Source organism: Enterobacter sp. DSM 30060, assembly GCF_013375955.1.
Classification (GTDB): domain Bacteria; phylum Pseudomonadota; class Gammaproteobacteria; order Enterobacterales; family Enterobacteriaceae; genus Enterobacter; species Enterobacter intestinihominis.
On record NZ_CP056118.1, the window covers coordinates 4,266,721 to 4,288,390 of the forward strand.

Here is a 21,670-nt window from a genome sequence, read left to right on the forward strand (position 1 = left end):
TTTACCCCCACATCCGGTTTCGCCAGCGACTGTCCGGGCGCGCTGGTGTATTTGAGGTCGGCAGGAATGCACTGACAGTCCAGGTCACGTAATCCTGGTTTAGGCTGCGTTCAACTCGCACGCCGCGCGCTTTGTAACGCTTTACTAGTTCGTCGGCCTGTTCGGTGCTGCAGTCGGTATGATGGAACCAGGTCTTCTTCATCCCCATCACCCCGCGAAGCCAAGCAGCTGCGCGGCGACATTTTCGGCCTCATCGCGACTGCGGAATGAACGGGACAGGACCCAGCGCCAGAGGACATCGAGTGCAGCTTTATAGAGCTGCTGGAACTCGAGTTCGTCCATGTGGGCGAATGAGATGCTACGAGGATGTTTTTTTAGTGTTCCGTCAGGTAGCTGAATGGCATCAAAGTGCCCTGCCTCGACGATCACCCATGAGCGATAAGCATCGAAGGATTTGCACAGGCTGATTCCATTTGTGACCCGGCGGTATGCAACCAGCTCAAGATACTGCTCAGCAGCATCGATAAGCGCACCCTCATTCCCGCCATATGAAGCCAGGAACTTGGCGTAGCCGGTAATCAGCTTCCGCTCGTTACTCGAGATAGTCCCGCCGGTTGGTTCCCAGTATTCAAAACCGAGATTGAGAAGCGCGAAAAAGCGCCGGTGGAATGCTGGGTTTCGTACTCGCCTGAACTCGGCAACAAGAACATCGCCGAGTCGGGTTTTGGATTGCAGGATATCGCTGGTCTCGGGCGTAGCCGGGATCAGTATTCCTGAGTGGTGTTTTATAAGTTGTAATTCTAGCGCCATGGTTCTCTCCGTGGCGCATCAGGTATAGGTTGTTCAGGCCTATGAAAGAATAATATCAGACGGTGGTGTAACTCGGTACCCCAGCCGTTTTGCAAATTGCATAAACCCGTTGAAAGTGAAGATTTCTTCCTCTTCAAGTAACGGTCGTAATGAAACTATTCCATTTACTCGATAAACCAGATATCTCCCTTCCGCCGGGAAGCTATAGATAACTGCTTTATCGGCCCTTCTGACCACGTCGTACCATTGATCATCTGCATTAAAGGCATCTGCACAACACACTATTTCCCCCAGAGCGACTTATTGACGCGGTAAACAGTAATCGGGAACAGCCAGGGGAACGCGAACAGCGATACTCTTTGAAACTGCTCCAGTGAAATTCACACGATTAATAAAACCACTCGTCCGCGCTCTCCCAGGTCTCCTGTACGATATGTTCGACCTCTTTCTTGTCGCCTCCGAAAACAGTCAGCCCATCATTGCTGGCACGCTTAATCGTAATCTGGCAATCATCGAACTGTTTACTGAGCCTTTTGAGCAGTTCTGACTCCATGGCAGATATAGCTCCATCAGGAAGTTTCTTCATGCGATCAATGGTTAGCTCGATTTTCATTTTCCCTCCACAATGAATTACTGTATGCATGTACAGTATATTTATAAACGTATCTCACGGATTTTGCAACGTTTTATGAGATCACAATGTATCGCACGGAGAATGTGTCCCCCCAAAACAAGCAAGAGGTAACTTCTAGCGTGAAAACTTGGAGTTTCTGTGGTTTGAGTGTTTTAAAGCGGAAGCATGAATGAACATTTGGATATGTATCATGACTCACAAGCAACATGTCATGACAACTCTCTCCAGCGAGAACCTGCCTTGTAGATTCGCGCTGTGAGATTATCGTTCAAGTCCCCGTTGCATAATGTTCCCATCATTTGAATTAAAGATTTTACAGCAATTGCCGATACTACACTGGTCCTTGCTTGTGACGCGTTCAGTGTTCAGTGCTGTTTGCTTTGGCCATCCGGACTGATTACATACCGCCTCATAAAAGCCAATCCTTAATATAAAGGGAACTTATGAGATTAAAATATGCAGCACTCATACTCGCCGTTGCCATTACAGGCTGTGATGACAAAAAAGACGTGATCGGTTGTTCTTCTGAAATGACCCAGTCAGCGCTCATGGATTTATTAAAAAAATCTGCTTATGAAGGACTCTCTGAACAGGTCGACAAATATCCTGACGTCACAAATCAGACCAAACGAAGCGCCTTGGACCAGATAAAACTGGTCATCTCTGAAATCTCCACAACCTCAAGTGACACGGGTAGCACAATGAAAACGTGTGAAGGTACTGTGACAATGACCCTACCTGCGAATGAGTACGCTCAACTTTCTGATGCTTACAGAAAAAACTTTAACCGTAATCTCGATAAGCAAATGGAAAGCCTGTCTTTAGATAACAACGCAAACAGCTTTTCAAAACGCATTTCCTACACAGCACAGGCTACCGACGATCAGAAAAACGTTTTCGTAAAAGCCTCCTCTGATAATCCGATATCTGTGGGTGCCGCTGCACTTACATCGCTTTCAATCATCAACCCTATCGTTGAACAGCAGAAGATCCAACAGGCTAAGGATGCCCAGCAGAGCCAAATTGAAGCGCAACAGCAGGCTCAACTCAGGGCACAGCAACAGGCCCAGTACGAGGCAGAGCAGCAAATTGAGAGACAGACACAGCTGCAGGCACAAGAAAATGCAGAACAGCAGGCCCAACAGCAAACCACTGGGAGCCTTGATCAGTCCCGAATGGCCTTTGCGAATGCCGACTCTGATTTGAATACCGCCTGGAGCACATTAACATCGGCGAAGAAAAAAGAGTTACTGCCTTCTCAGCGCCAGTGGATCAAAACAAAGGATGCTATGTGTGGCAAAGTTTCAATGCAGGGAACTGATTCAGAAGTTAAGAAAATGGTCGACTGTCAGACGCAAATGACCCTTTCAAGGACTGCTTTCATCAGAACACAATAACTGAAGCTCCTTTCAGGCTGGTGGCCAGAAATGAGCTGGCCCCAGCGTAATGCTTGAAAATATCTGCCGTGTCCTCTGACTTTTACCATCATGACACACATGTGACACGTCATAACCAGAGAGCAACAAGCTCACCTGATGACAGTTAAGGACCTGAAGCGGGATGAGATGTCAGCTTTGTGCCATAAGCAGAAATTTTGAGCCTCAAGATTTGTTAATCAATCGAGACAACTACTTATTTATATCAATCCACATGAAATATTGTACAATGCATCATTGAATTATTACTAGATAAGCGCTATTTTGGTAAAGTGGAAGTCATAGAATACATACCGCTATTTGTTGGCGTTATAGGCTATATTTAGATTATCTAACCACTGTGGCCTCTGTTTACCAAACAGCTTGGATTTCTTTGCATGCAAGTCTGTAATATCGAGTGTAACCAAACGGAATGTATATTGCCCCCAAACTGCAGCGTATCGCGTTACGCTATCCAAGGTTATTCCAACATGAGCCCCCTTATATGGCACGAAAATTAATAATATTCGGTAACGGTCTCGGCATGGCTTTAGATCCTACTCACTTCTCCTTAGACAGGGCGTTGGCAGAAATTTGGTATCGTCCCAATTTTTTAACCGATATCCACAAGCAACTTGTCGAGCGTTGTCTTCAGCGGCAAGGTCCACCAGCAGGGGAACATGAGCTGGATACCCTTCACCAAGCAATCACATATTGTAAAGCACTCGCTCAAATTGGAGAAGGAAACGTGCATTGGCTTACTGAAGATGGCCTAAGTTTCCCCGAAATCACCGCCACTTATATCCACAAAGTTGCAACCAAGTTGCATAATTACGATGAAGGTTTGCCGCAAATATTCGAAAATGCGCTTGTGGAATTTGTAAAAACTACACGTACTCATATTGCAACATTAAACTATGACAAATTATTATACAACTCATTCATAGATAATGATATATTCAGCGGGTATGATGGGTATTTAGTTGATGGGATGTTAGGTCACGGATTTTCCTCTGCAGCGCTCGAACGGAAATATGATCGTAGGTTTGGTTATTATTTGCATTTACATGGCTCACCACTATTTATTAATCAGGGTGAAAATGTTTTAAAACTTTCACGCTCTCAACTTACGGTTGACAGGGATGAACCTAGCCAACATATTGTGTTAACTCATATAAAAAGAAAACCGTCAGTTATAGCAGCATCCAATGTTCTTTCTACGTACTGGGACTATTTGCAGTTTGCATTATTTGAGTCAGAGGAAATAATACTATTTGGTTATTCTGGTCTCGACATTCACCTAAACATGCTTATTCGGCCTTACCTAACCTCTAAGCCTTTAAGAGTAGTTGAGTGGAGCGGTGCAGGTGAACAAAACGCCCGTGAAACATACTGGAGAAGTTTGTTGGGACGGGCAGTAATTGTAACAAGGTTGGATAACATCACTGATTTTATCGATTGGTAGCGCATTGCGAAGTTTGTATCGAGAATATACGATTCTAACTTCGCAGTGCTGAAATGGATTCATTTTTACTTATGGTATATATATATATTCTGGTTATGTATTTTCACATATGGAGATATATAACAAATTTAACTGCAAGTCCATGGTGTCTGAGTTGCGGATAAAGCGACAGATAACGAGAAAAGATGAATCTAGCATAATGGATCTATAGATACCTATGAAAACAGAATTTGAAGAGAAAGATTTTGAGGCTCCTTTATACAATGAGTTAAGGTTTGGAAGTCATCGAATTGCTACTCCCGGACAAGTGTTTGAAGGAAAATTTGGAATTGATGCAGCACTGGAGGCTGAACATCCTTTATTTTGGGATTTGTTTGGTTTTCATGATGTTCCAAAGGGTGTAATACTTGAAGATCTTAGATGGGGATTCATGTGGCGTCAGCTTAGAAGAAAACGTAAATTACCCACTTTCAACACAAATTTATTGATCCAAGCAAAGCGTCCAACCCCAATGAATAGACCGTCATCTATCCTAAAAGGCTATGGTTTTTCTAGCAAGTTTTGGCGATTTGATATAACAGTACATCAGCAAGAAATTCTTGAAAGAGTATCGCGAAATTTGCGTAGAAAGGCTCTTGTTGTATACGCTTCACCTGCATTTCATTCTCTAGATGAACTTTATGAGTTTACTGAGAGTCAGTTGGTAATGGAAAATACTAATTTTGTCAAGGTTGAACGATTACATAATCATAAACAGTGGAACTACTATCAACCAGGTACAAGGGGTGTTGCGCATTCGACACCTGAGTTCATAGACGATGTTCCATTCGGCTCAATGCTTAGACAAGCAGTTGAGCTTAATAATGAAGATGGAAATGTTTCTGAAAATCTTAGTTTCCTTCATGAAAGGACAATTGAAGCATGCAAAGATATTCAGGACCACAATCCAATAGCAAGATATTATCTACGACTTCAAGACCGAATTATGGGTTTGGGGGAAATATATGAACTCAAGGAAACACTACACTATGTTTCTTTTAATTTGTTTTGCAATGTTGCGAAGTTGAGATGGCTAGTCCTATAGGGATACATTTATCTTGCAGAACAGTAGACATCCTAAATAATATATATTTTCGCGGTAAATGGCGGAATTTTAATTAAAAACCTGATGTTACTCATGACTATAAATTATTGTTGTTTTTCTGTTTTGCCCTAACCTATGGTGATTTCCGCTTAAACGAAAATCAGTCGTTAGGAGTGTTAAATTGTTTAGTGGGCATCCGTCATAACTTTGTCATTAGATTCGTACAGAACAATGAACGGATCGGTAATCTTCACAAAGTTGGGCACATCCATCCTGGAGTTAGGATTTTAGACATGCCGGTAATAATGATGTAACATTTGAAATGGCACATTCTTCCGTAGTTCCATTTCACTTGACTGACACAGTGACATTATTTGTCTTCATTGAGTATTAATCCGGCGTCCCCTTCAGAGTCCGCTCCTCGCTCTTAGCAGACCACACGACACTTCAAATGGTTCTCGTACTACTATATGCGGACATTGTTATCTCTAACATGGAAAGCTCATTCCGCTATATAGGCAGAAACCGGTGATGAGATAGATATCTCTGAGTTGTTTGAAATTTAAGGTTGTCAGGGCTACAACAGTAGCCCTGTACAAATGACAGGAGTTAAGAACCCTGATGAAATAGAACACTAATCATTGGATCTTATTCTCCCTTAATATTTAAAAAATGAGAGAATAGCTTGTCTAATTTTGTTAATTTAAAAACATTATCTAAATCATCATCGATGATATGCAAGAGTGATATGATGGATGATTGTCTTTCAGCGCTTAAGGTCAATTCACTAAGGTAGTTATAGTCTGTGGAATATTCGGACTCATCACTGAATTTAAGAAATTGGGGCATTGCATCCGGGCTGTAATCAGGTTGCCTCATTGCCCATATCATTCCAGCTAACAATGATGACTTTACAGTATAATATTCAAGACCTCGGCTAACAGATTGACGATAATCTTGGTATATATCATTATCCAATTCCCAACTCATCACAGAGAAATATAGGGCATGTACAAATTTGTTTCGAATTACAGGGTGAGGGTGGGTAACTTTAACGCTATCTAAATCCGTATATTCACCCTCAGATAATTTATAGAACACATTAAACATTGAGGTTTGGACATATAAAAGCAAAAAAGTGTTTGGTGGTGTTAAAGTATCATTTCTAACCATCATTCTCATTGTTAAGTACATGCCTTCGAGGTCTGCAAGTATCTCTCGAGCATGCTGGTCAATGTTCTTTTTGATGACACTGGGAGTTACCTCAGAATTGGAATTATTAATGTTACTTGAGTAATCTAGTTCGTGATAAGTAACCGATTCTTTTATTTCATTTTTTATCTTGTAATGACCTTGAACGTGATGTGCAAGTTCATGAAAAAATATCCACGCAATCATTAATTCAAACATTGTAAAACGGCAAATTAATTCTTCATCAGTCCACATGGCATTTCTGTTGTTAGGTATATATTTGTATAGTTCTACCATATGAGCGACCGTTTCAGAGGCTCTGACTCTTGGGGGGATACCACCTTCGAATAAAAACTCAGCATCACGAAAGGGTTCATCAAGAGCGTTGAAATGCCAATTCGAACTTTCTAGATTTTTAATGTAACCTGGATAGGTAAATGACTGAATGTAGATTTCCTGAACCATCCCAAGGTTTATTTTAATATGGGCTCGATAGCGTGAATCATGATAACTTGTACAAGCTGCATTGATACTTTCATCAAGAGGCAATTCATAAGTTAAACACCCAGAGTGTGATGAATATATATTATCATTTGCCCATATAGCTAAATCATCTAAGACCAATCGAGCTAATGGATCAATAAATTCTATTGGAGCGCAATTTCTCTCAAGTTCTTTTAACGCGCTATTCATAACCCCACCTTAAATATGTTGAAATAATTGTATTTTACCTTTTTAGGTATCGATAGTCTAGTGATGCACGGCGGGTTGTGCTGCAATATTTCAAAGATGAAAGCCTTTTAATTCCGCGATGCTATAAGCTTCACCACGAAATAATTTTCACTTTGATAAGTTATTAACAAATCCTTCATTATAAAACGAATTATTTTTATAGACACAAACCACAATTTCTTCTTATAAATTAAAATATAAAAATCTTCTTTTCGCTGGATTTTATCTTAAAAAAAGGATCATAATTCTCTATTCAGTCACACAATCTGTTCTTTACTCAAAGCGGACCATTTCATCCCTATGCCCTGCCACCAGCTTTCAAGCGAGCATATTTGGCTTTCAATAGCTCAGCAGGTGTCGGCCCCTTTGGCGATACCGGCGCCGCCAACGCCCTCCGAACGGGCGGGATCGGCTTCCCGGCCAGCACCCGCTTTTCCCACATAGCCAGAATTTCTCCAGCTTCACGCTCGAGCTCTTTCTGACACAAATGACCATCAGTTCCGCGGCGGCGCAGCTCAATGCAGATGTGGTAAAAAACCGGCTTTGGCCACGGATACTGCTCACTGCTCGGGTAGCGGAACACCAGCTTGCGCCACTTCCAGTACTCAGCCATGACGTCTGCGGTGGTGATCCCCAGTACGCAGCGCCCTTCCCTGCACCACTTGATGAACTGGCCAGGCGACGGCAGGAATGGACGCTCCTGGCGACGCACTATACGCATGCCAGCTTCAACCTGCTCCAGAGTGGTTATCCCATTTTCTTTGAAGGCCAGCACCCACTGGCGGCGGATCTCGTTCACGTCCTCCTGACTACGATTAACCAGGCTTGCCGGGAACGCAGCGGCCAGCTGAACGAATAGCCCGTTGATAATCTGCGCCACCTGCTGCGTATGCTCGCGTTCGGTGTACTGCTCAGGCATGTTGTGCGCCACACGGCAAGCCTGTTCCCGGTCAAAATTGCGAATGCTCTCGGCAAGATTTTTCATTCCAGCACCCCGTCAATCCAGTCGGTGTTATGCAGGTCAATACCGCCCCGCGATGGCTTTTCCGTTCCGGTAGCGCGTAGCCGTTTGGTAGTGAGCTGATCCCACTGCTTGCGCAGACTCGAGGGGCTCAGGATGTTGTCTTTCCAGAATTCGTCCCGGTTGGCCCACTGGAACAGGCCACAGATTTCGTAGTGAGTACGCTTGTCCTGGACGCGCATCAGCCTGATGGTGTTTGCCCATTCAGCCCAGTTGGGTTCGGATAGCGATGCGTTGACGGTGAGAAGCCTGTCGTAAATCCAGCGAGCGGCCTTGAGGTCGTCAGCGGATCCCCATGATTTACCTGCCGGGGTGTATATCCCGGCGGCAGCTTCTGGATGGCGAGAGAGAAACTTTTGAGTTTTCTGGTTTCGGGATTCGTCAGAATTCCGAGACGAGGATATTTTAATATTGTTCTTGTTATAGTCTTGGGTGTCTACCGTTTCCGGGAAGGTTTTTCCCGATTTCGGTAACACTTTTCCCGTTTTCGGGAAGACTTTTCCCGTTTTCGGTTTGTCTAAAATCCAGGCTGAAAGGTCAGTATTTATACCGACCGTTTTCATCACGCCCTGCTTTTGACTGAAGATAATTTTGCGTTCTGCGAGTGATTTGAGCGCATCAGAAACATGCGAATCACTCAGCCCTGTAAGCTCAGCAATCACCGTGTTCGTAACGCGATCCTGCTTCTTGTTCCAGCCGTAGGTAAGCCAGATCACCGCTTCAAAACACTGCCACTCCCGGCCTGACATTCTCAGACGAGGCTTGAGTTGCTGGATCTCGTTAGCGACCTTGGTATACCCGTTCGACAGGTCGGCCATACGACCTCCCGGTTGTTCGGTTCTGTGGGGGAAATTGATAATTTCAGCTGTGTTTGACATACTTAGCTCCGCAATTACACTCCGTTTTTGCACCTGAAAGTCGGTTCTGTTCGCGCAGACCGGCTTTCGCCTTTTCTGATGTCTTCACATTGCCCCCAACATGGTTGTGACCATCGCCAGCAGCGGCGCTGTGAGATCCGGATCGACTCTGAACATTTCGAAAATCCCCTCGCCTAACTCCTTCAGCTTTTCCTTCTTCGGTGCATCGAGCATCAGAGCTTGCTTCGCCTCACTCACCTCTTTTTCCAGCCTGGCCATTCGATAAGCAAACGAGTCATTCTTTACGACGCGGTCGCGGTACCGAAGCGGTAATACAGACATGATCGCGGGCACCAACCGTTCGACGTTCTTTCGGTACGATGCGGAGTCTTCTTTGTTGTCGAGCCAGCGGAACAGCTTCACGTTCCAGACATCGGCCTGGCCTGAGAAATCCACGCCATCAATTTGAAGTTCTTCCGCCGCTTCTTGGATTTGAAGTGCTACAGCTACGCGCCCTTCTGCTGCCGCCCACGCCCGGACCGCAGAGCAGAGATCACGATGAGCAATATCCTGCGCTGTAGATTCGCTTTGATGACACGGGAATATCATTGGATTAGAGGAAGCTCTGTTACTCTGTTGAAATGAAACAGTTTGCATTGTTAAGGCTCCTGTTTAGGTAAACCGTCACTTGGGTTTGGGTAGAGATCTGGGCGCAGTTCATGGGGGGTTACGCCTGTCATTTTGAAAATTGGGAAGATATAGCTTGGCGGGACGATCCCTTGGTCACGATTTTTCCAATGACTTACAGACATACTCGTCACACCAAGCGCGATGCTGAGCTTTCTGGCAGAGCCAGCGGCTTTAATTGCTTTATCGAGTGCGGACATGTGCTTCTCCTGCTAATTGGCAGCAGAAGTAAACCACAGATTTATATTACATGCAAATCCTGGATTTATTGTGTGTATAAACCAAATATTTACAATGACTCTATGAAAAAAGAAGAACCCAACCTCGTTCTGGTTGAACGCCTTACTGAGATCAATGATCGCGGCGTTACCAAAGCAGATATGGCACGGATAGCTGGAGTCACCCCTCAGGCCGTAAATGGCTGGTTCAAAAAGGGCGTGATTAGTAAGAGATCGGCACTGGCCATAGCCGACGCTGTAGGCATCTCTGTCGCCTGGTTACTCGGTGAGGACGTTGGCGAGAAAGATGGTCTGAAGCCTGACGAAAAACGCTTGCTGGAGCTTTACCGTCAGTTACCAGAAGAAGAACAGAAAAATATGTTGCGGATTGTATCGCTACGCTTGAAGGAACTTGACGAATTGTATGCTAAGTACATGGGCCGGCGTATCAAGGGTGATGATTAACGTTCTAAATCGACATAACTCATAGATCGTTATTGGCTTACGTTTTCCGATTACACATGGAGTAAACATGGACAGCTTAAAGTATGAGAAATTTTCTGATTTTGATCACAACGACCCTTTCTTTGACTCCTTAAAAGAGGATTATAAGGAGTTTCCTGACTGGCTCAGGAAGAAAGCTGATGCAAATGAATCCGCATATGTTCTTTATGATGAGCATCGCAAAATTGAAGGATTTATGTATCTCAAAGAGAATGACGATGCCGAAGATATTAAACCCAAACTGCCTGAAGGACGCCACTTAAAGATTGGGACTTTTAAGTTTGAGTCAAAAGGTACGCTCAGAGGCCAGAGATTCTTAAAAAAGGCTTTTGACCATGCCTTCTCATCAGGTTCTGATGATATGTATGTTACTGTTTTTGATAAACACGCTCATCTTATAAAATTATTTCAGACGTACGGATTTTACGTACATGGTGAAAAAGAAACTCAAAATGGTAAAGAATATGTATATGCTCGTTCTTTACATGACGTGTACGGCGATATACTTTTAGATTATCCAAGGATATTAATCGGCGACTCCAATAAATACTTGTTAGCCATTTATCCTGAATACCATACTAGGTTATTTCCAGATTCAAAATTAATAAATGAGTCCCCTGATATCGTTAAGGATATCTCTCACGCAAACAGTATTCATAAGATCTATATTTGCGGGATGCCGACCGTAAATCGCATGGCCAGAGGTGACATCATCGTAATTTACCGCACTGGTGATGGCAATGGACCTGCACATTATCGCGCCGTTGCCACAACAATTTGCGTCGTCGAATCAGTAAGAAATATAAATGACTTTAGAGATGAAGATAGTTTTGTAGAATATTGCCTTCGCTTTAGCGTCTTTTCCGAAGAAGAACTTAGAGGTTATTATAGGGATAAGCGCTATCCATATGTAATCCGCTTTTCTTATAACATATCTTTACCGAAACGCCCTAATCGTGCTACCCTAATAGATCAGGTTGGTTTAAATGGAACTCGTGGTTTTAGATGGAGTCATTTTGAACTTACCGAAGAGCAGTTTTCCAAGATCATACAGTTAGGTCACGTAAATGAAAGTTTTATTGTCCATTAAACCAGAATTCGCTGAAAAAATTTTGGACGGGACCAAGCGATTTGAATTTCGCAAAGGGATCTTCAAAAATCAAGAAATCAGTATTGTTGTGATCTATGCGACAATGCCCCTTGGTAAAGTAGTAGGCCAATTCCAGATTGAATCGATACTTTCCGGTGAGCCTGAGTCGCTTTGGAAAGAAACAAAAAAATATGCCGGCATTTCGAAGCAGTTTTTTGATAGCTACTACTCAGGAAGAGACAAGGCGTACGCAATAAAAATCGGAGAAGTTGAGCGCTATCAAGAGCCCATTCCGATTTCAGATTTAGGGTGTAACATCAAACCACCGCAATCCTATCTTTATCTACCTGCGTGAACATTCCAAGTAACCCGGCCACCGCGCCGGGATTTTTATACCCTCACCCACCAGCTCATCCGCCAAACTAACGCCCAGAACTCCCCCGTCCCGACCTTGGCGTCGGTTTTTTTTTGCCTGCGATTCGGGAGGCGCGCCACAAAATCCAGCTATATAAACCTAAGATTTACAATCAACATTAACCATTAGTTGACATCAATATAAACCAGTGATTTAATCTAACTCACCAAGACGCATCACGTTCCACCAAGGCAGGATGCCCACGAAGTAGCCGCCGACGGCATATGAACAGTCGGATGAGGTGGAGAGATTAACGCGCATCAGGTGTAAACGTTCCGCTGGCCGGCGATAAGGCAAACGAGGGTGAGAATGATTGATTTCGCACGCAAACCAGGACGGCAGCAAGCCGTAAAACTGAACTTCTTCGAGGTGATTCTTCGCCGCTTGTGCTACCTACTGGCGCAAAAGGGGAATCCAGATGTGTAACTCAAAGAAATGTGGGTACTGCGGGAAGCCGGTTAAGCCGGAGGAAGTAGTTAAAAGTACCCTTCTCTATCGCAACGGCTCACAGCTGGCGCGCAAAGAAAAAGAATACTGCTCTGAACGTTGTGCCTCGTACGACCAGATGGCCCACGAGGCATAACGTAAAAGCCGCGCAAGGCGGCCCGTACGTCCGGTGCTCCCGACCAAAGTTACACCGGAAAACTACTTAAAAAACCAAAGTTCACCCAATGGGCGCTATCTCTGGCCCGGGGATCTTACATCCAAAAAAGAGGATCTCACATGGAATTTTTCTATGTAGTGAAGGCTACGCAGAAATCTGGCAAAGAAGACGCAGTGATTTGGTTCACTGCGAAATCTGAAGCCCGTGCAAACCTGCAGCTCGATGTTGAGCTGGAAGATGCAGGTATTGAAACCGGTCGCGGTAAGGATTACGTCAAACCGGTTCGCACCGATTTCCCTGTTTACAACGATCTGCCTGAAGAAAGCACCGTGGATTACACCTGGTGCAAACGCTATACACTGCAGGACGATGGACGCACATGGCTGCCAAAGGCTGGTGCTGAGCCTACTGGCCCCGTGGACAACTTTGCCGCACCGGAAACTACCGTTAAAGTCGAAACTACCGTCGAGAGTGTCCCGCTTGAAAACCGCACTCCAGCGGTACGTTTTGCCGTCCACCTGACCAGCAACAAATACCAGTCACACATTACTAAAGAACAGCAACTGGCTGCCAGCGAAATGTCACTGGATGAAGGCAACACATATCTCCAGAACCTGCTGCTGGCGAAGAACGACATCCCTGAAGTTGCCGAACTCAGCCTGAACGCTGAGTGGAAACTGGTCCAGGCGATTAAGCAGGTATTCGCGCCAAATGAAACGCAGGAAGCTGAAATTATCGCTGCATTCATGGCTGACTGGGTGAGAGCAGATGCCAGCGATCGCAATCAGTTAGTTGAAGAGTGGAGAAGCGGAAAACTAAATCTTCTCAAATCAGAAAGCACCAGCATCGAAGACGTTGCAATTGCTCAGGATTTAAAACCTGATAACGGTATCCAGATTGACGAGAATGATGACGAAACCACGCGTTATCCAGTCGTTCGTATGCCCTTCCGCAAGCAGCTACTAGCCCAGTTCACTGGCGAAGAACTGCGCCACCACTTAACCCGCGAAGAATACGAAGGTATCAGCGCGCTGGAGATGGACACTGACAACAGCTATGTTCAGAACCTGGTGCTGGCGGCAGAAAACTGCGAAGAGGTTAAGGGTTACGATACCAAAGACCTGTGGCGCTATACCGACGCCATTCGCAAGGTGTTCAGCCAGGAGAAGCGTCACGAACTCGCTTTGGTTCTCCGATTCACCAGAATCTGGGCGGCGACTGATTACATTGACCGCGGCCCCCTGGTGCGCGAATGGGCAGATGGTAATCGCATTTCTGAAGTAGGCTCTCCTGCACCTTTAGAACCAGCAAAGCCAGAAACTACCAAATCCTATAAACGCGCGGTTGCCCAGAACATGGCGAATCTGAGCATTGAGATCGCGATAGCTCAGCTGTACCCAGATGCAGTACCGGGACAAATCAACCGTACGCAACTCCTGGCCGCCAAAGAACTAGCTGACAAAAAAGATGAGTCGCACGCCAAGGCGCTCAAGGTTCTTGGTAAAACCACCGACATCCTCGACTACGACGCCAACAGTATTTTTGGCGTTACCCGCGCTATTTCATGGTCTGGGGAAGAAAGCATAACCGAACTGCGTAGCCAGGTGCGCGAGTGGTTTACGGCGAACGGCATCTATGAAAGCGGGGAGCGCTCTAAAGGCTATCCAGAATGGAGTGAAGACTCCCGCAAGGTTCGTCATTCCACAGTGGAAGAACAAATTACATCCCGCCAACCACAGGTTGCCAGCTTTGGTGGCGGCGTGGTCTCCATCGATGGCCTGATTGGTGGAAATACCGATCCGGTCATCAATACCTCCTCAAATGAAGTCGAAAAAACGGAAAACACAGCGGAGACCACCAGCGATGTGCAGATGGAAACGGCTAAGTCAAAGAAAGACGAAGATGTTGATTCGGTACCACCGGGCAAAAGCACTGATGCAGATAATTCGCAAACAGATTCCATAGCGCCGGAAGAGCGGCAAGCAGAACCGGTAATTGAATACCCAGCTTACTTCGAGCCTGGCCGCTATGAAGGTCTGCCGAATGATGTTTATCACGCAGCAAAATGTATTAGCTCAACCCAGGTGAAAGATGCCAGGGTCAGCCTGATGTATTTCAATGCGCGCCATGTGGCTAAAACCATCCCGCGCACAGCATCCAAAGTGCTGGATATGGGAAACCTGGTGCACGCCCTTGCACTGCAGCCGGAAAACCTCGAAGCAGAGTTCAGCGTAGAACCTGAGATCCCTGAGGGTGCTTTCACCACCACCGCAACTCTGCGTGAGTTCATCGACGCGTACAACGCCAGCCTGCCGGCGCTGCTAAGCGCTGACGAGATTAAAGCGTTGCTTGAAGAACATAACGCATCCCTTTCCGCTCAAGTGCCGCTTGGCGCCAGCCTGGAAGAAACGGCTCAAAGCTATATGGCTCTCCCAGCTGAGTACCAGCGTATTGAACAAGGCCAGAAGCAAACGGCAACGGCAATGAAAGCGTGCATCAAAGAGTACAACGCCACTCTGCCCGTGCCGGTTAAAACCAGCGGCAGCCGTGATGCGTTACTTGAGCAATTAGCAATCATCAATCCAGACCTGGTGGCGCAGGAAGCGCAGAAACCGACGCCGCTGAAAGTCTCCGGCAGCAAAGCAGACATGATCCAGGCGGTTAAATCAGTTATGCCCGATGCCGTATTCGCAGACGAGCTGCTGGATGCCTGGCGCGACAACCCTGGCGAAAAGATTCTGGTTACCCGCCAGCAGCTGGCCACAGCTCGGGCAATTCAGTCCGCACTACTGGCGCACCCGACCGCCGGCATGTTGCTGACACATCCAAGCCGAGCCGTTGAAGTGAGCTATTTCGGTTTCGACGACGAAACCGGATTAGAAGTGCGTGTTCGCCCTGACCTCGAGATTGAACTGGACGGCGTGCGCATCGGTGCTGACCTGAAAACCATCAGCATGTGGAATGTGAAGCAGGAAAGCCTGCGCGCCAGGCTGCACCGGGAAATCATAGACCGTGACTATCACCTCAGCGCGGCTATGTATTGCGAGACCGCGGCGCTGGACCAGTTCTTCTGGATTTTCGTCAACAAAGACGAGAACTACCACTGGATCGCCATCATTGAGGCATCCACCGAACTGCTGGAATTGGGCATGCTCGAGTACCGCAAAACAATGCGCGCCATCGCATACGGATTCGACACGGGCGAATGGCCAGCGCCGATCACTACCGATTACACCGATGAACTGAACGACTTCGAACTGCGCCGCCTCGAAGCGCTGCGCGCTCAGGCTTAAGGGGGATTTATGCATAACACTAACGTTACCGTTGCTGACCAGAACACCGTTATTAACTCCAACGTGGCTTTGTTCGATTCCCAGTATCTGAACGCCATCAGCACGTTCGCGCAGATTATGGCGCAGGGCACTGCCACTGTTCCTAAACACCTGCAGGGCAACCAGGCCGACTGCATGGCAGTTGCGATGCAAGCGGCACAGTGGCAGATGAATCCCTTTGCCGTGGCGCAGAAGACGCACCTGATTAACGGTGTGCTCGGGTATGAAGCGCAGCTGGTTAATGCCGTCATTTCACGCAGCGGCGTGCTGGCCAGCCGTTTTGAATATGAGTGGTACGGGCCATGGGAAAAGGTTGTTGGGAAATTCCATATCCGTAAAGGCGACAAAGGCGAGTACCGCGTCCCGGGCTGGACCATGTCTGACGAGGCCGGGATCGGCATCATTATCCGCGCAACGCTTAAAGGTGAAGATCAGCCGAGAGAACTCGATTTGCTGCTGGCACAGGCACGAACCCGAAACTCTACCCTCTGGGCTGACGATCCCCGCCAGCAGATGGCGTACCTGGCAGTCAAACGCTGGGCCAGACTGTTCTGCCCGGATGTGATTCTGGGCGTTTACACCCCTGATGAACTGGATGATCGCCGAGAAGAACGAGAGGTAAACCCGGCACCGGCGCAGCACGTTAGCCTTGCAGACATTTCAGGTGACAACGTCACTTCCACTCAAACGGCTCAGGAATCAGCTCAAAATATTGATGTACTTGCTGATGATTTCCGTGACCGCATCGAGGCGGCTCAGGATGTGGATAGCGCTAAAGCTCTGCGCGCAGATATTGAAACCGTGAAAGCAACACTGGGTTCTGCCCTGTTCACTGAGCTGAAAAACAAGGCCGTGAAGCGTTATTACCTGGTTGATGCACGGAACAAAGTCGAAGCAGCCATCAATTCCTTGCCACCTTCAGATGAACCCGATGCAGCTGCGCGGTTCGCGGAAGTAGAGCGCGTTCTTGCTTCGTCGAAACGACATCTGGGCGACGAATTGCATGGTCAGTTCAGCATCACCCTGGCGGATATGAAACCGGAATACGTGGACTAACGAGATCGGGAGGGGAAACCCTCCCTCAAGGAGAAGAAATGCGACTGATTAATCGAGGCAGTAAGCAATCCCCTTTAGCTCGCCAGGCATGTGAAATCGCACTCGCAGCCCACCAGCAAAGATATGGTGATTATGGGCGCAGCAAGATGAAAGAGACTTATACGGTGAGAGTGGAAGGCGTGAAGGTCTGGGTTGAAGTGGTCAACTGCAAGGCAAGCTACGTGGCCACAGCAATGACCGGCATGCGCCGACTGCGTTCCCTGCCCGGCCAGGCAAACTGAAACTGAAATATCAACGACTACAGACCGGCATATCTATACTCATGCCGGTTACCTGAGGTGAACCATGTCGCAGGTAATTTTTAACGAAGAATGGGTTGTTGGCGCAAGACTCACAGAAAAAACAGGCCTGACCGAACGACAGATTGAGAAGTATCGCCAGGGCTGTTGGGTGGAAGGTGTCCATTTTAAACGGGTTTCTCCTTCCGGAGAAAAAACCTTGCGTGGCACAACCTGGTACAACTATCCGAGAATTAATCAGTTAATAAGGGATGCGTAAGATGGCAGCTTTGCCTACAGGTGTCGAAATCAGAAACAATAAGATTTGTATCTGGTTTATGTACCGGGGAAAGCGTTGCCGCGAAATTCTCAAAGGTTGGATTAACACCCCGGCGAACATCAAAAAAGCCGGGAACCTTCGGGCTGTGATCGTTAGCGAAATCAACCTTGGAGAGTTTGATTACCACCAGCGCTTTCCTTCATCATCCAGAGCAAAAAAAACCGTAACCACTGTTTCAGTTCAAACCTTTTCAGAGCTGTGTGAACTGTGGACGAGCATTAAAGAAACCGAAATTAGCGCGAACACGATGCGTAAGACGCGCTCACAACTCGGTACGTTAATGCACATCATCAACGGAGATACGCCTGTTTCAACTATACGCCACAGCGACATTCTGAAATACAGGAAGGAGCTGTTGAACGGTGAGACACTTTACCTGGCAAATCCCAGAAGTAACAAACAAGGACGCACTGTGCGTACCGTGAACAACTATATATCGCTTCTGTGCTCCCTTCTTCGGTTTGCACACAAATCTGGCTTTATCAGTGGCAAACCCTTTGAAGGGATCAAGAAACTACACAAAGGGAAAGTAAAACCGGATCCTTTAACGAAGCAAGAGTTTAGTTTGCTTGCGGAATCCGAGCGTGGCCAAAGCCTCAATATGTGGACGTTCGCAGTTTATACTGGTGTCCGTCATGGAGAGCTTGCAGCTCTTGCCTGGGAAGATATCGACTGGGAAAAAGGTACGGCTCATATACAGCGCAACCTTAATGCGCTAGGAATGTTCGTCCCACCAAAAACCGATGCAGGTGATCGAGTTATCACGCTATTAGAGCCAGCACTAGAGGCCTTGAAGGCACAGCGTACGCTGACTTCGTTACAGCCCAAAACCGAGATTGTTTTTCATCACCGTGAGTATGGTGCGATGGAATATCAAAACCTGCGATTTGTTTTCATGCCCAGGATGCGCAAGGGCATACAGAAGGCCTACTACTCTTTATCGAGTATCGGCTCCAGATTTAACGCAGCTGTAAAACGTGCTGGTATTCGCCGCCGGAATCCGTACCATACGCGGCATACTTTTGCCTGCTGGCTTTTATCTGCCGGCGCTAACCCGTCTTTCATAGCCAGCCAGATGGGGCATGAAAACGCGCAAATGGTTTATGAAGTCTACGGTGCGTGGATTGAAGAAATGAATGGCGAACAGGTGCTGATGCTTAACGATAAGCTCGCACGCTGAAAAATTTTTGCCCCTATTATGCCCCTATCGGCTCCGAAGGTAGTAATAAATGCAAGAAAATCAATCAAATACAAAGAAAGAGCAATACAACCTGAATAAACTGCAAAAGCGACTGCGCCGTAACGTGGGCGAAGCCATTGCAGACTTCAACATGATTGAAGAAGGCGATCGCATCATGGTCTGCCTGTCGGGCGGTAAAGACAGCTACACCATGCTGGAGATCCTGCGCAATCTACAGCAAAGCGCACCGGTGAACTTTTCCCTGGTCGCGGTTAACCTCGATCAGAAACAGCCAGGATTCCCGGAGCATATCCTGCCGGAGTACCTTGAGAACCTGGGCGTTGAGTACAAAATCGTAGAAGAGAATACCTACGGCATTGTAAAAGAGAAGATCCCTGAGGGCAAAACGACCTGCTCGCTTTGCTCACGTTTGCGTCGCGGCATTCTGTACCGCACCGCAACCGAACTGGGCGCCACCAAGATTGCGCTGGGTCATCACCGGGACGACATTCTGCAAACGCTGTTTTTGAATATGTTCTACGGCGGCAAAATGAAGGGAATGCCACCGAAGCTGATGAGTGACGACGGCAAACACATCGTGATCCGCCCACTCGCCTACTGCCGCGAGAAAGACATTGAGCGTTTCTCTCAGGCCAAAGCCTTCCCTATCATTCCGTGCAATCTGTGCGGTTCACAGCCGAACCTGCAACGTCAGGTCATTGGCGACATGCTGCGTGACTGGGATAAACGCTATCCGGGCCGCATCGAAACCATGTTCAGCGCCATGCAGAACGTGGTGCCTTCGCACCTCGCCGATGTTGAACTTTTCGATTTCAAAGGGATTAACCACGGTTCAGAGGTGGTGAATGGCGGGGATCTGGCGTTTGACCGCGAAGAGATCCCGATGCAGCCTGCTGGCTGGCAGCCAGAGGAAGAGGATGCGCAATTCGATGAACTGCGCCTGAACGTGGTGGAAGTGAAATAACCTGACTGCGTCTCAGACAGTGCTTCTGAGACGCTTTTTTCCCTTACTTCAGCAGCCGAACGCGGCAGGTTTTCCCTTTAATCTTCCCGCCCTGCAACTGTTTCCAGGCCTTATGCGCAACCGACTGGCGAACCGCTACATAGACATGTGCAGGATGGACCGTGATCTTGCCAATATCTGCCCCGTCGAGACCAATATCCCCTGTTAACGCCCCCAGAACGTCACCGGGACGCATTTTGGCTTTTTTTCCGCCGTCGATGCACAGGGTGGCCATTTCCGCCGCCAGCGGAGCGATGCTGATATTACCGGGGGCATTCACCCAGTTGAGTTTCAGTTGCAGCATTTCCGCAAGAATATTAGCGCGCTGCGCCTCTTCAGGCGCGCAGAAGCTGATGGCGAGACCGCTGTTACCCGCACGCGCGGTACGCCCGATGCGGTGGACATGCACTTCCGGATCCCATGCCAGTTCGAAATTCACCACCAGTTCAAGCGATTTAATATCCAGGCCACGAGCCGCCACATCCGTTGCAACCAGCACGCGAGCGCTGCCGTTAGCGAAACGCACCAGCGTCTGATCGCGATCGCGCTGCTCCAGATCGCCATGCAGCGATAATGCGCTCTGTCCGGCATCATTCAGGGCATCGCACACCGCCTGACAATCTTTTTTGGTATTACAGAACACCACGCAGGACGCTGGCTGGTGTTGGCTAAGCAATTTTTGCAGCAGTGGAATTTTGCCCTGCTGCGACGTCTCGAAGAACTGCTGCTCAATCGCTGGCAATGCATCGACAGTATCGATTTCAATGGTCAGCGGGTTCTTCTGCACGCGCCCGCTGATCGCCGCAATCGCCTCTGGCCAGGTGGCAGAAAAAAGCAGCGTCTGACGCGTGGCTGGCGCAAATCGGATCACTTCGTCAATCGCATCGCTGAAGCCCATATCCAGCATGCGGTCAGCTTCATCCATCACCAGCGTTTGCAGTGCATCGAGTGAAACGGTGCCTTTTTGCAGGTGATCAAGCAGACGGCCCGGCGTTGCCACAATGATATGCGGCGCGTGTTGAAGGGAATCGCGCTGCGCACCGAACGGTTGTCCGCCGCAGAGCGTTAAAATTTTAGTGTTAGGCAAAAAACGCGCCAGACGACGCAGCTCACCCGCGACCTGGTCGGCCAGCTCGCGCGTCGGGCAGAGTATCAGGGACTGGGTCTGAAACAGGGTTGCATCAATATGCTGCAACAGGCCGAGTCCAAATGCAGCCGTTTTTCCACTACCGGTTTTCGCCTGCACGCGCACATCCCGGCCTTCAAGGATAGCCGGCAGCGCGGCGGCCTGGACAGGGGTCATAGTGAGGTAGCCCAACTCATTCAGGTTAGTCAGTTGGGCTTCAGGCAGAACGTTCAGCGTGGAAAAAGCGGTCACAATATACTCTCATGGTAATGATTGCAGTCAGATGGCGCGTATCCTCGCAGATCTCCGCTAACGATGCGACAATTTAATCGGTTCTTCGTCCGGTGGCGGATCCGGCATCGGCTGCGGACGCGGGATGGGATCGGGAATTGGGGTCGGATCGGTGGGCACCGGATCGGACTGCCATGTGTTCAGGCGTTGCAGGGCAAGTAGCATACTCATCTTTTCCTCCAGATTAGGGTGCTTACCCCTAAAGGGTAGACGCAGATAAACAGGAGGCAAAAAAAAGCCGACTATGAAGTCGGCGTCGTACGAATCAATTGTGCTATGCAGTAATTCAAAAAAAGGAAGTAAGACAATATGGAGC

Annotated in this window: 23 protein-coding genes and 1 pseudogene; 14 read left to right on the forward strand and 10 right to left on the reverse strand. The window is 47.6% G+C overall.

Going from position 1 to position 21,670, the window contains the following annotated elements:
- Window position 1 precedes the first annotated feature (1 nt).
- The 3 genes from HWQ15_RS20400 to HWQ15_RS20410 form a co-directional block, all read right to left on the reverse strand.
- Window positions 2–208, reverse strand: a complete 207-nt coding sequence (locus tag HWQ15_RS20400; protein WP_063149571.1) for a hypothetical protein — start codon at window positions 206–208, stop codon at window positions 2–4.
- Window positions 208–810, reverse strand: a complete 603-nt coding sequence (locus HWQ15_RS20405; RefSeq protein ID WP_063149572.1) for a DUF1367 family protein — start codon at window positions 808–810, stop codon at window positions 208–210. Before HWQ15_RS20405 ends, HWQ15_RS20400 begins: the two co-directional genes overlap by 1 nt.
- A 388-nt stretch (window positions 811–1,198) precedes the next feature.
- Window positions 1,199–1,423 carry a DinI family protein gene (locus HWQ15_RS20410; RefSeq protein WP_063149573.1) on the reverse strand — a complete coding sequence of 75 codons (225 nt, stop codon included), beginning with the start codon at window positions 1,421–1,423 and terminating at the stop codon, window positions 1,199–1,201.
- 464 nt (window positions 1,424–1,887) lie between these two features.
- On the opposite strand from HWQ15_RS20410, the gene HWQ15_RS20415 reads away from it, so the two are divergent.
- From HWQ15_RS20415 to HWQ15_RS20425, 3 genes are all read left to right on the forward strand, one after another.
- Complete coding sequence (locus tag HWQ15_RS20415) at window positions 1,888–2,841, forward strand: hypothetical protein (protein ID WP_063149574.1); 954 nt, start codon at window positions 1,888–1,890, stop codon at window positions 2,839–2,841.
- A 523-nt stretch (window positions 2,842–3,364) separates the two neighbouring features.
- Window positions 3,365–4,324 (forward strand): hypothetical protein, encoded by a 960-nt coding sequence (locus tag HWQ15_RS20420; protein ID WP_063149575.1) that lies wholly within the window; start codon window positions 3,365–3,367, stop codon window positions 4,322–4,324.
- A 217-nt stretch (window positions 4,325–4,541) separates the two neighbouring features.
- Window positions 4,542–5,408: a hypothetical protein gene (locus tag HWQ15_RS20425; protein ID WP_063868678.1), complete on the forward strand. Its 867-nt coding sequence runs from the start codon at window positions 4,542–4,544 to the stop codon at window positions 5,406–5,408.
- 648 nt (window positions 5,409–6,056) lie between these two features.
- On the opposite strand, the gene HWQ15_RS20430 is transcribed toward HWQ15_RS20425, so the two are convergent.
- The 5 genes from HWQ15_RS20430 to HWQ15_RS20450 all read right to left on the reverse strand — a co-directional run bounded on the left by HWQ15_RS20430 (window position 6,057) and on the right by HWQ15_RS20450 (window position 10,096).
- Entirely contained in the window at window positions 6,057–7,292 is a 1,236-nt protein-coding gene (locus HWQ15_RS20430; protein WP_139154064.1) for a hypothetical protein, read from the reverse strand.
- Between the two features lie 337 nt (window positions 7,293–7,629).
- Complete coding sequence (locus tag HWQ15_RS20435; protein WP_063149577.1) at window positions 7,630–8,316, reverse strand: replication protein P; 687 nt, start codon at window positions 8,314–8,316, stop codon at window positions 7,630–7,632.
- Window positions 8,313–9,230 carry a replication protein gene (locus HWQ15_RS20440; protein ID WP_063149578.1) on the reverse strand — a complete coding sequence of 306 codons (918 nt, stop codon included), beginning with the start codon at window positions 9,228–9,230 and terminating at the stop codon, window positions 8,313–8,315. The genes HWQ15_RS20435 and HWQ15_RS20440 overlap by 4 nt, the downstream gene beginning before the upstream one ends.
- Window positions 9,231–9,314: 84 nt before the next feature.
- The gene (locus tag HWQ15_RS20445) at window positions 9,315–9,866 is read right to left on the reverse strand and encodes a toxin YdaT family protein (protein ID WP_063149579.1); all 552 of its coding nucleotides are present in this window, start codon (window positions 9,864–9,866) and stop codon (window positions 9,315–9,317) included.
- Window positions 9,867–9,868: 2 nt separating this feature from the next.
- A complete protein-coding gene (locus tag HWQ15_RS20450; protein WP_046887735.1) occupies window positions 9,869–10,096 on the reverse strand; it encodes a YdaS family helix-turn-helix protein in 228 nt (75 codons plus the stop codon).
- Window positions 10,097–10,168: 72 nt separating this feature from the next.
- On the opposite strand from HWQ15_RS20450, the gene HWQ15_RS20455 reads away from it, so the two are divergent.
- From HWQ15_RS20455 to ttcA, 11 genes and pseudogenes are all read left to right on the forward strand, one after another.
- On the forward strand, window positions 10,169–10,579 hold the full coding sequence (locus HWQ15_RS20455) for a helix-turn-helix domain-containing protein (protein WP_063149580.1): 411 nt from the start codon (window positions 10,169–10,171) through the stop codon (window positions 10,577–10,579).
- Window positions 10,580–10,646: 67 nt separating this feature from the next.
- The gene (locus HWQ15_RS20460) at window positions 10,647–11,708 is read left to right on the forward strand and encodes a hypothetical protein (RefSeq protein ID WP_046887733.1); all 1,062 of its coding nucleotides are present in this window, start codon (window positions 10,647–10,649) and stop codon (window positions 11,706–11,708) included.
- Window positions 11,686–12,063: an ASCH domain-containing protein gene (locus HWQ15_RS20465; RefSeq protein WP_046887732.1), complete on the forward strand. Its 378-nt coding sequence runs from the start codon at window positions 11,686–11,688 to the stop codon at window positions 12,061–12,063. The genes HWQ15_RS20460 and HWQ15_RS20465 overlap by 23 nt, the downstream gene beginning before the upstream one ends.
- Window positions 12,064–12,393: 330 nt before the next feature.
- Window positions 12,394–12,549, forward strand: a pseudogene (locus HWQ15_RS23350) (hypothetical protein); the annotation flags it as partial.
- Complete coding sequence (locus tag HWQ15_RS23355; protein WP_063149581.1) at window positions 12,542–12,706, forward strand: YdaE family protein; 165 nt, start codon at window positions 12,542–12,544, stop codon at window positions 12,704–12,706. The pseudogene HWQ15_RS23350 and the gene HWQ15_RS23355, both read left to right, overlap by 8 nt.
- 140 nt (window positions 12,707–12,846) lie before the next feature.
- Window positions 12,847–16,020: a RecE family exodeoxyribonuclease gene (locus HWQ15_RS20470; RefSeq protein WP_063149582.1), complete on the forward strand. Its 3,174-nt coding sequence runs from the start codon at window positions 12,847–12,849 to the stop codon at window positions 16,018–16,020.
- 9 nt (window positions 16,021–16,029) lie between these two features.
- Window positions 16,030–17,115 carry a RecT family recombinase gene (locus HWQ15_RS20475; protein ID WP_063149583.1) on the forward strand — a complete coding sequence of 362 codons (1,086 nt, stop codon included), beginning with the start codon at window positions 16,030–16,032 and terminating at the stop codon, window positions 17,113–17,115.
- Window positions 17,116–17,153: 38 nt separating this feature from the next.
- On the forward strand, window positions 17,154–17,396 hold the full coding sequence (locus tag HWQ15_RS20480; RefSeq protein WP_020882485.1) for a DUF4060 family protein: 243 nt from the start codon (window positions 17,154–17,156) through the stop codon (window positions 17,394–17,396).
- A gap of 64 nt (window positions 17,397–17,460) precedes the next feature.
- Window positions 17,461–17,673 carry an excisionase family protein gene (xisR, locus tag HWQ15_RS20485; RefSeq protein WP_014884030.1) on the forward strand — a complete coding sequence of 71 codons (213 nt, stop codon included), beginning with the start codon at window positions 17,461–17,463 and terminating at the stop codon, window positions 17,671–17,673.
- A 1-nt stretch (window position 17,674) separates the two neighbouring features.
- Window positions 17,675–18,913: a site-specific integrase gene (locus tag HWQ15_RS20490; RefSeq protein ID WP_063149584.1), complete on the forward strand. Its 1,239-nt coding sequence runs from the start codon at window positions 17,675–17,677 to the stop codon at window positions 18,911–18,913.
- Between the two features lie 49 nt (window positions 18,914–18,962).
- Window positions 18,963–19,898: a tRNA 2-thiocytidine(32) synthetase TtcA gene (gene ttcA / locus HWQ15_RS20495; RefSeq protein ID WP_032609308.1), complete on the forward strand. Its 936-nt coding sequence runs from the start codon at window positions 18,963–18,965 to the stop codon at window positions 19,896–19,898.
- Between the two features lie 43 nt (window positions 19,899–19,941).
- On the opposite strand, the gene dbpA is transcribed toward ttcA, so the two are convergent.
- Together dbpA and HWQ15_RS20505 are read right to left on the reverse strand one after the other, a co-directional pair.
- Window positions 19,942–21,315 carry an ATP-dependent RNA helicase DbpA gene (dbpA, locus tag HWQ15_RS20500; protein WP_022648261.1) on the reverse strand — a complete coding sequence of 458 codons (1,374 nt, stop codon included), beginning with the start codon at window positions 21,313–21,315 and terminating at the stop codon, window positions 19,942–19,944.
- A 57-nt stretch (window positions 21,316–21,372) separates the two neighbouring features.
- Window positions 21,373–21,519, reverse strand: coding sequence for a hypothetical protein (locus HWQ15_RS20505; RefSeq protein WP_369702450.1), 147 nt, complete (start codon window positions 21,517–21,519; stop codon window positions 21,373–21,375).
- Between the last annotated feature and the right edge of the window lie 151 nt (window positions 21,520–21,670).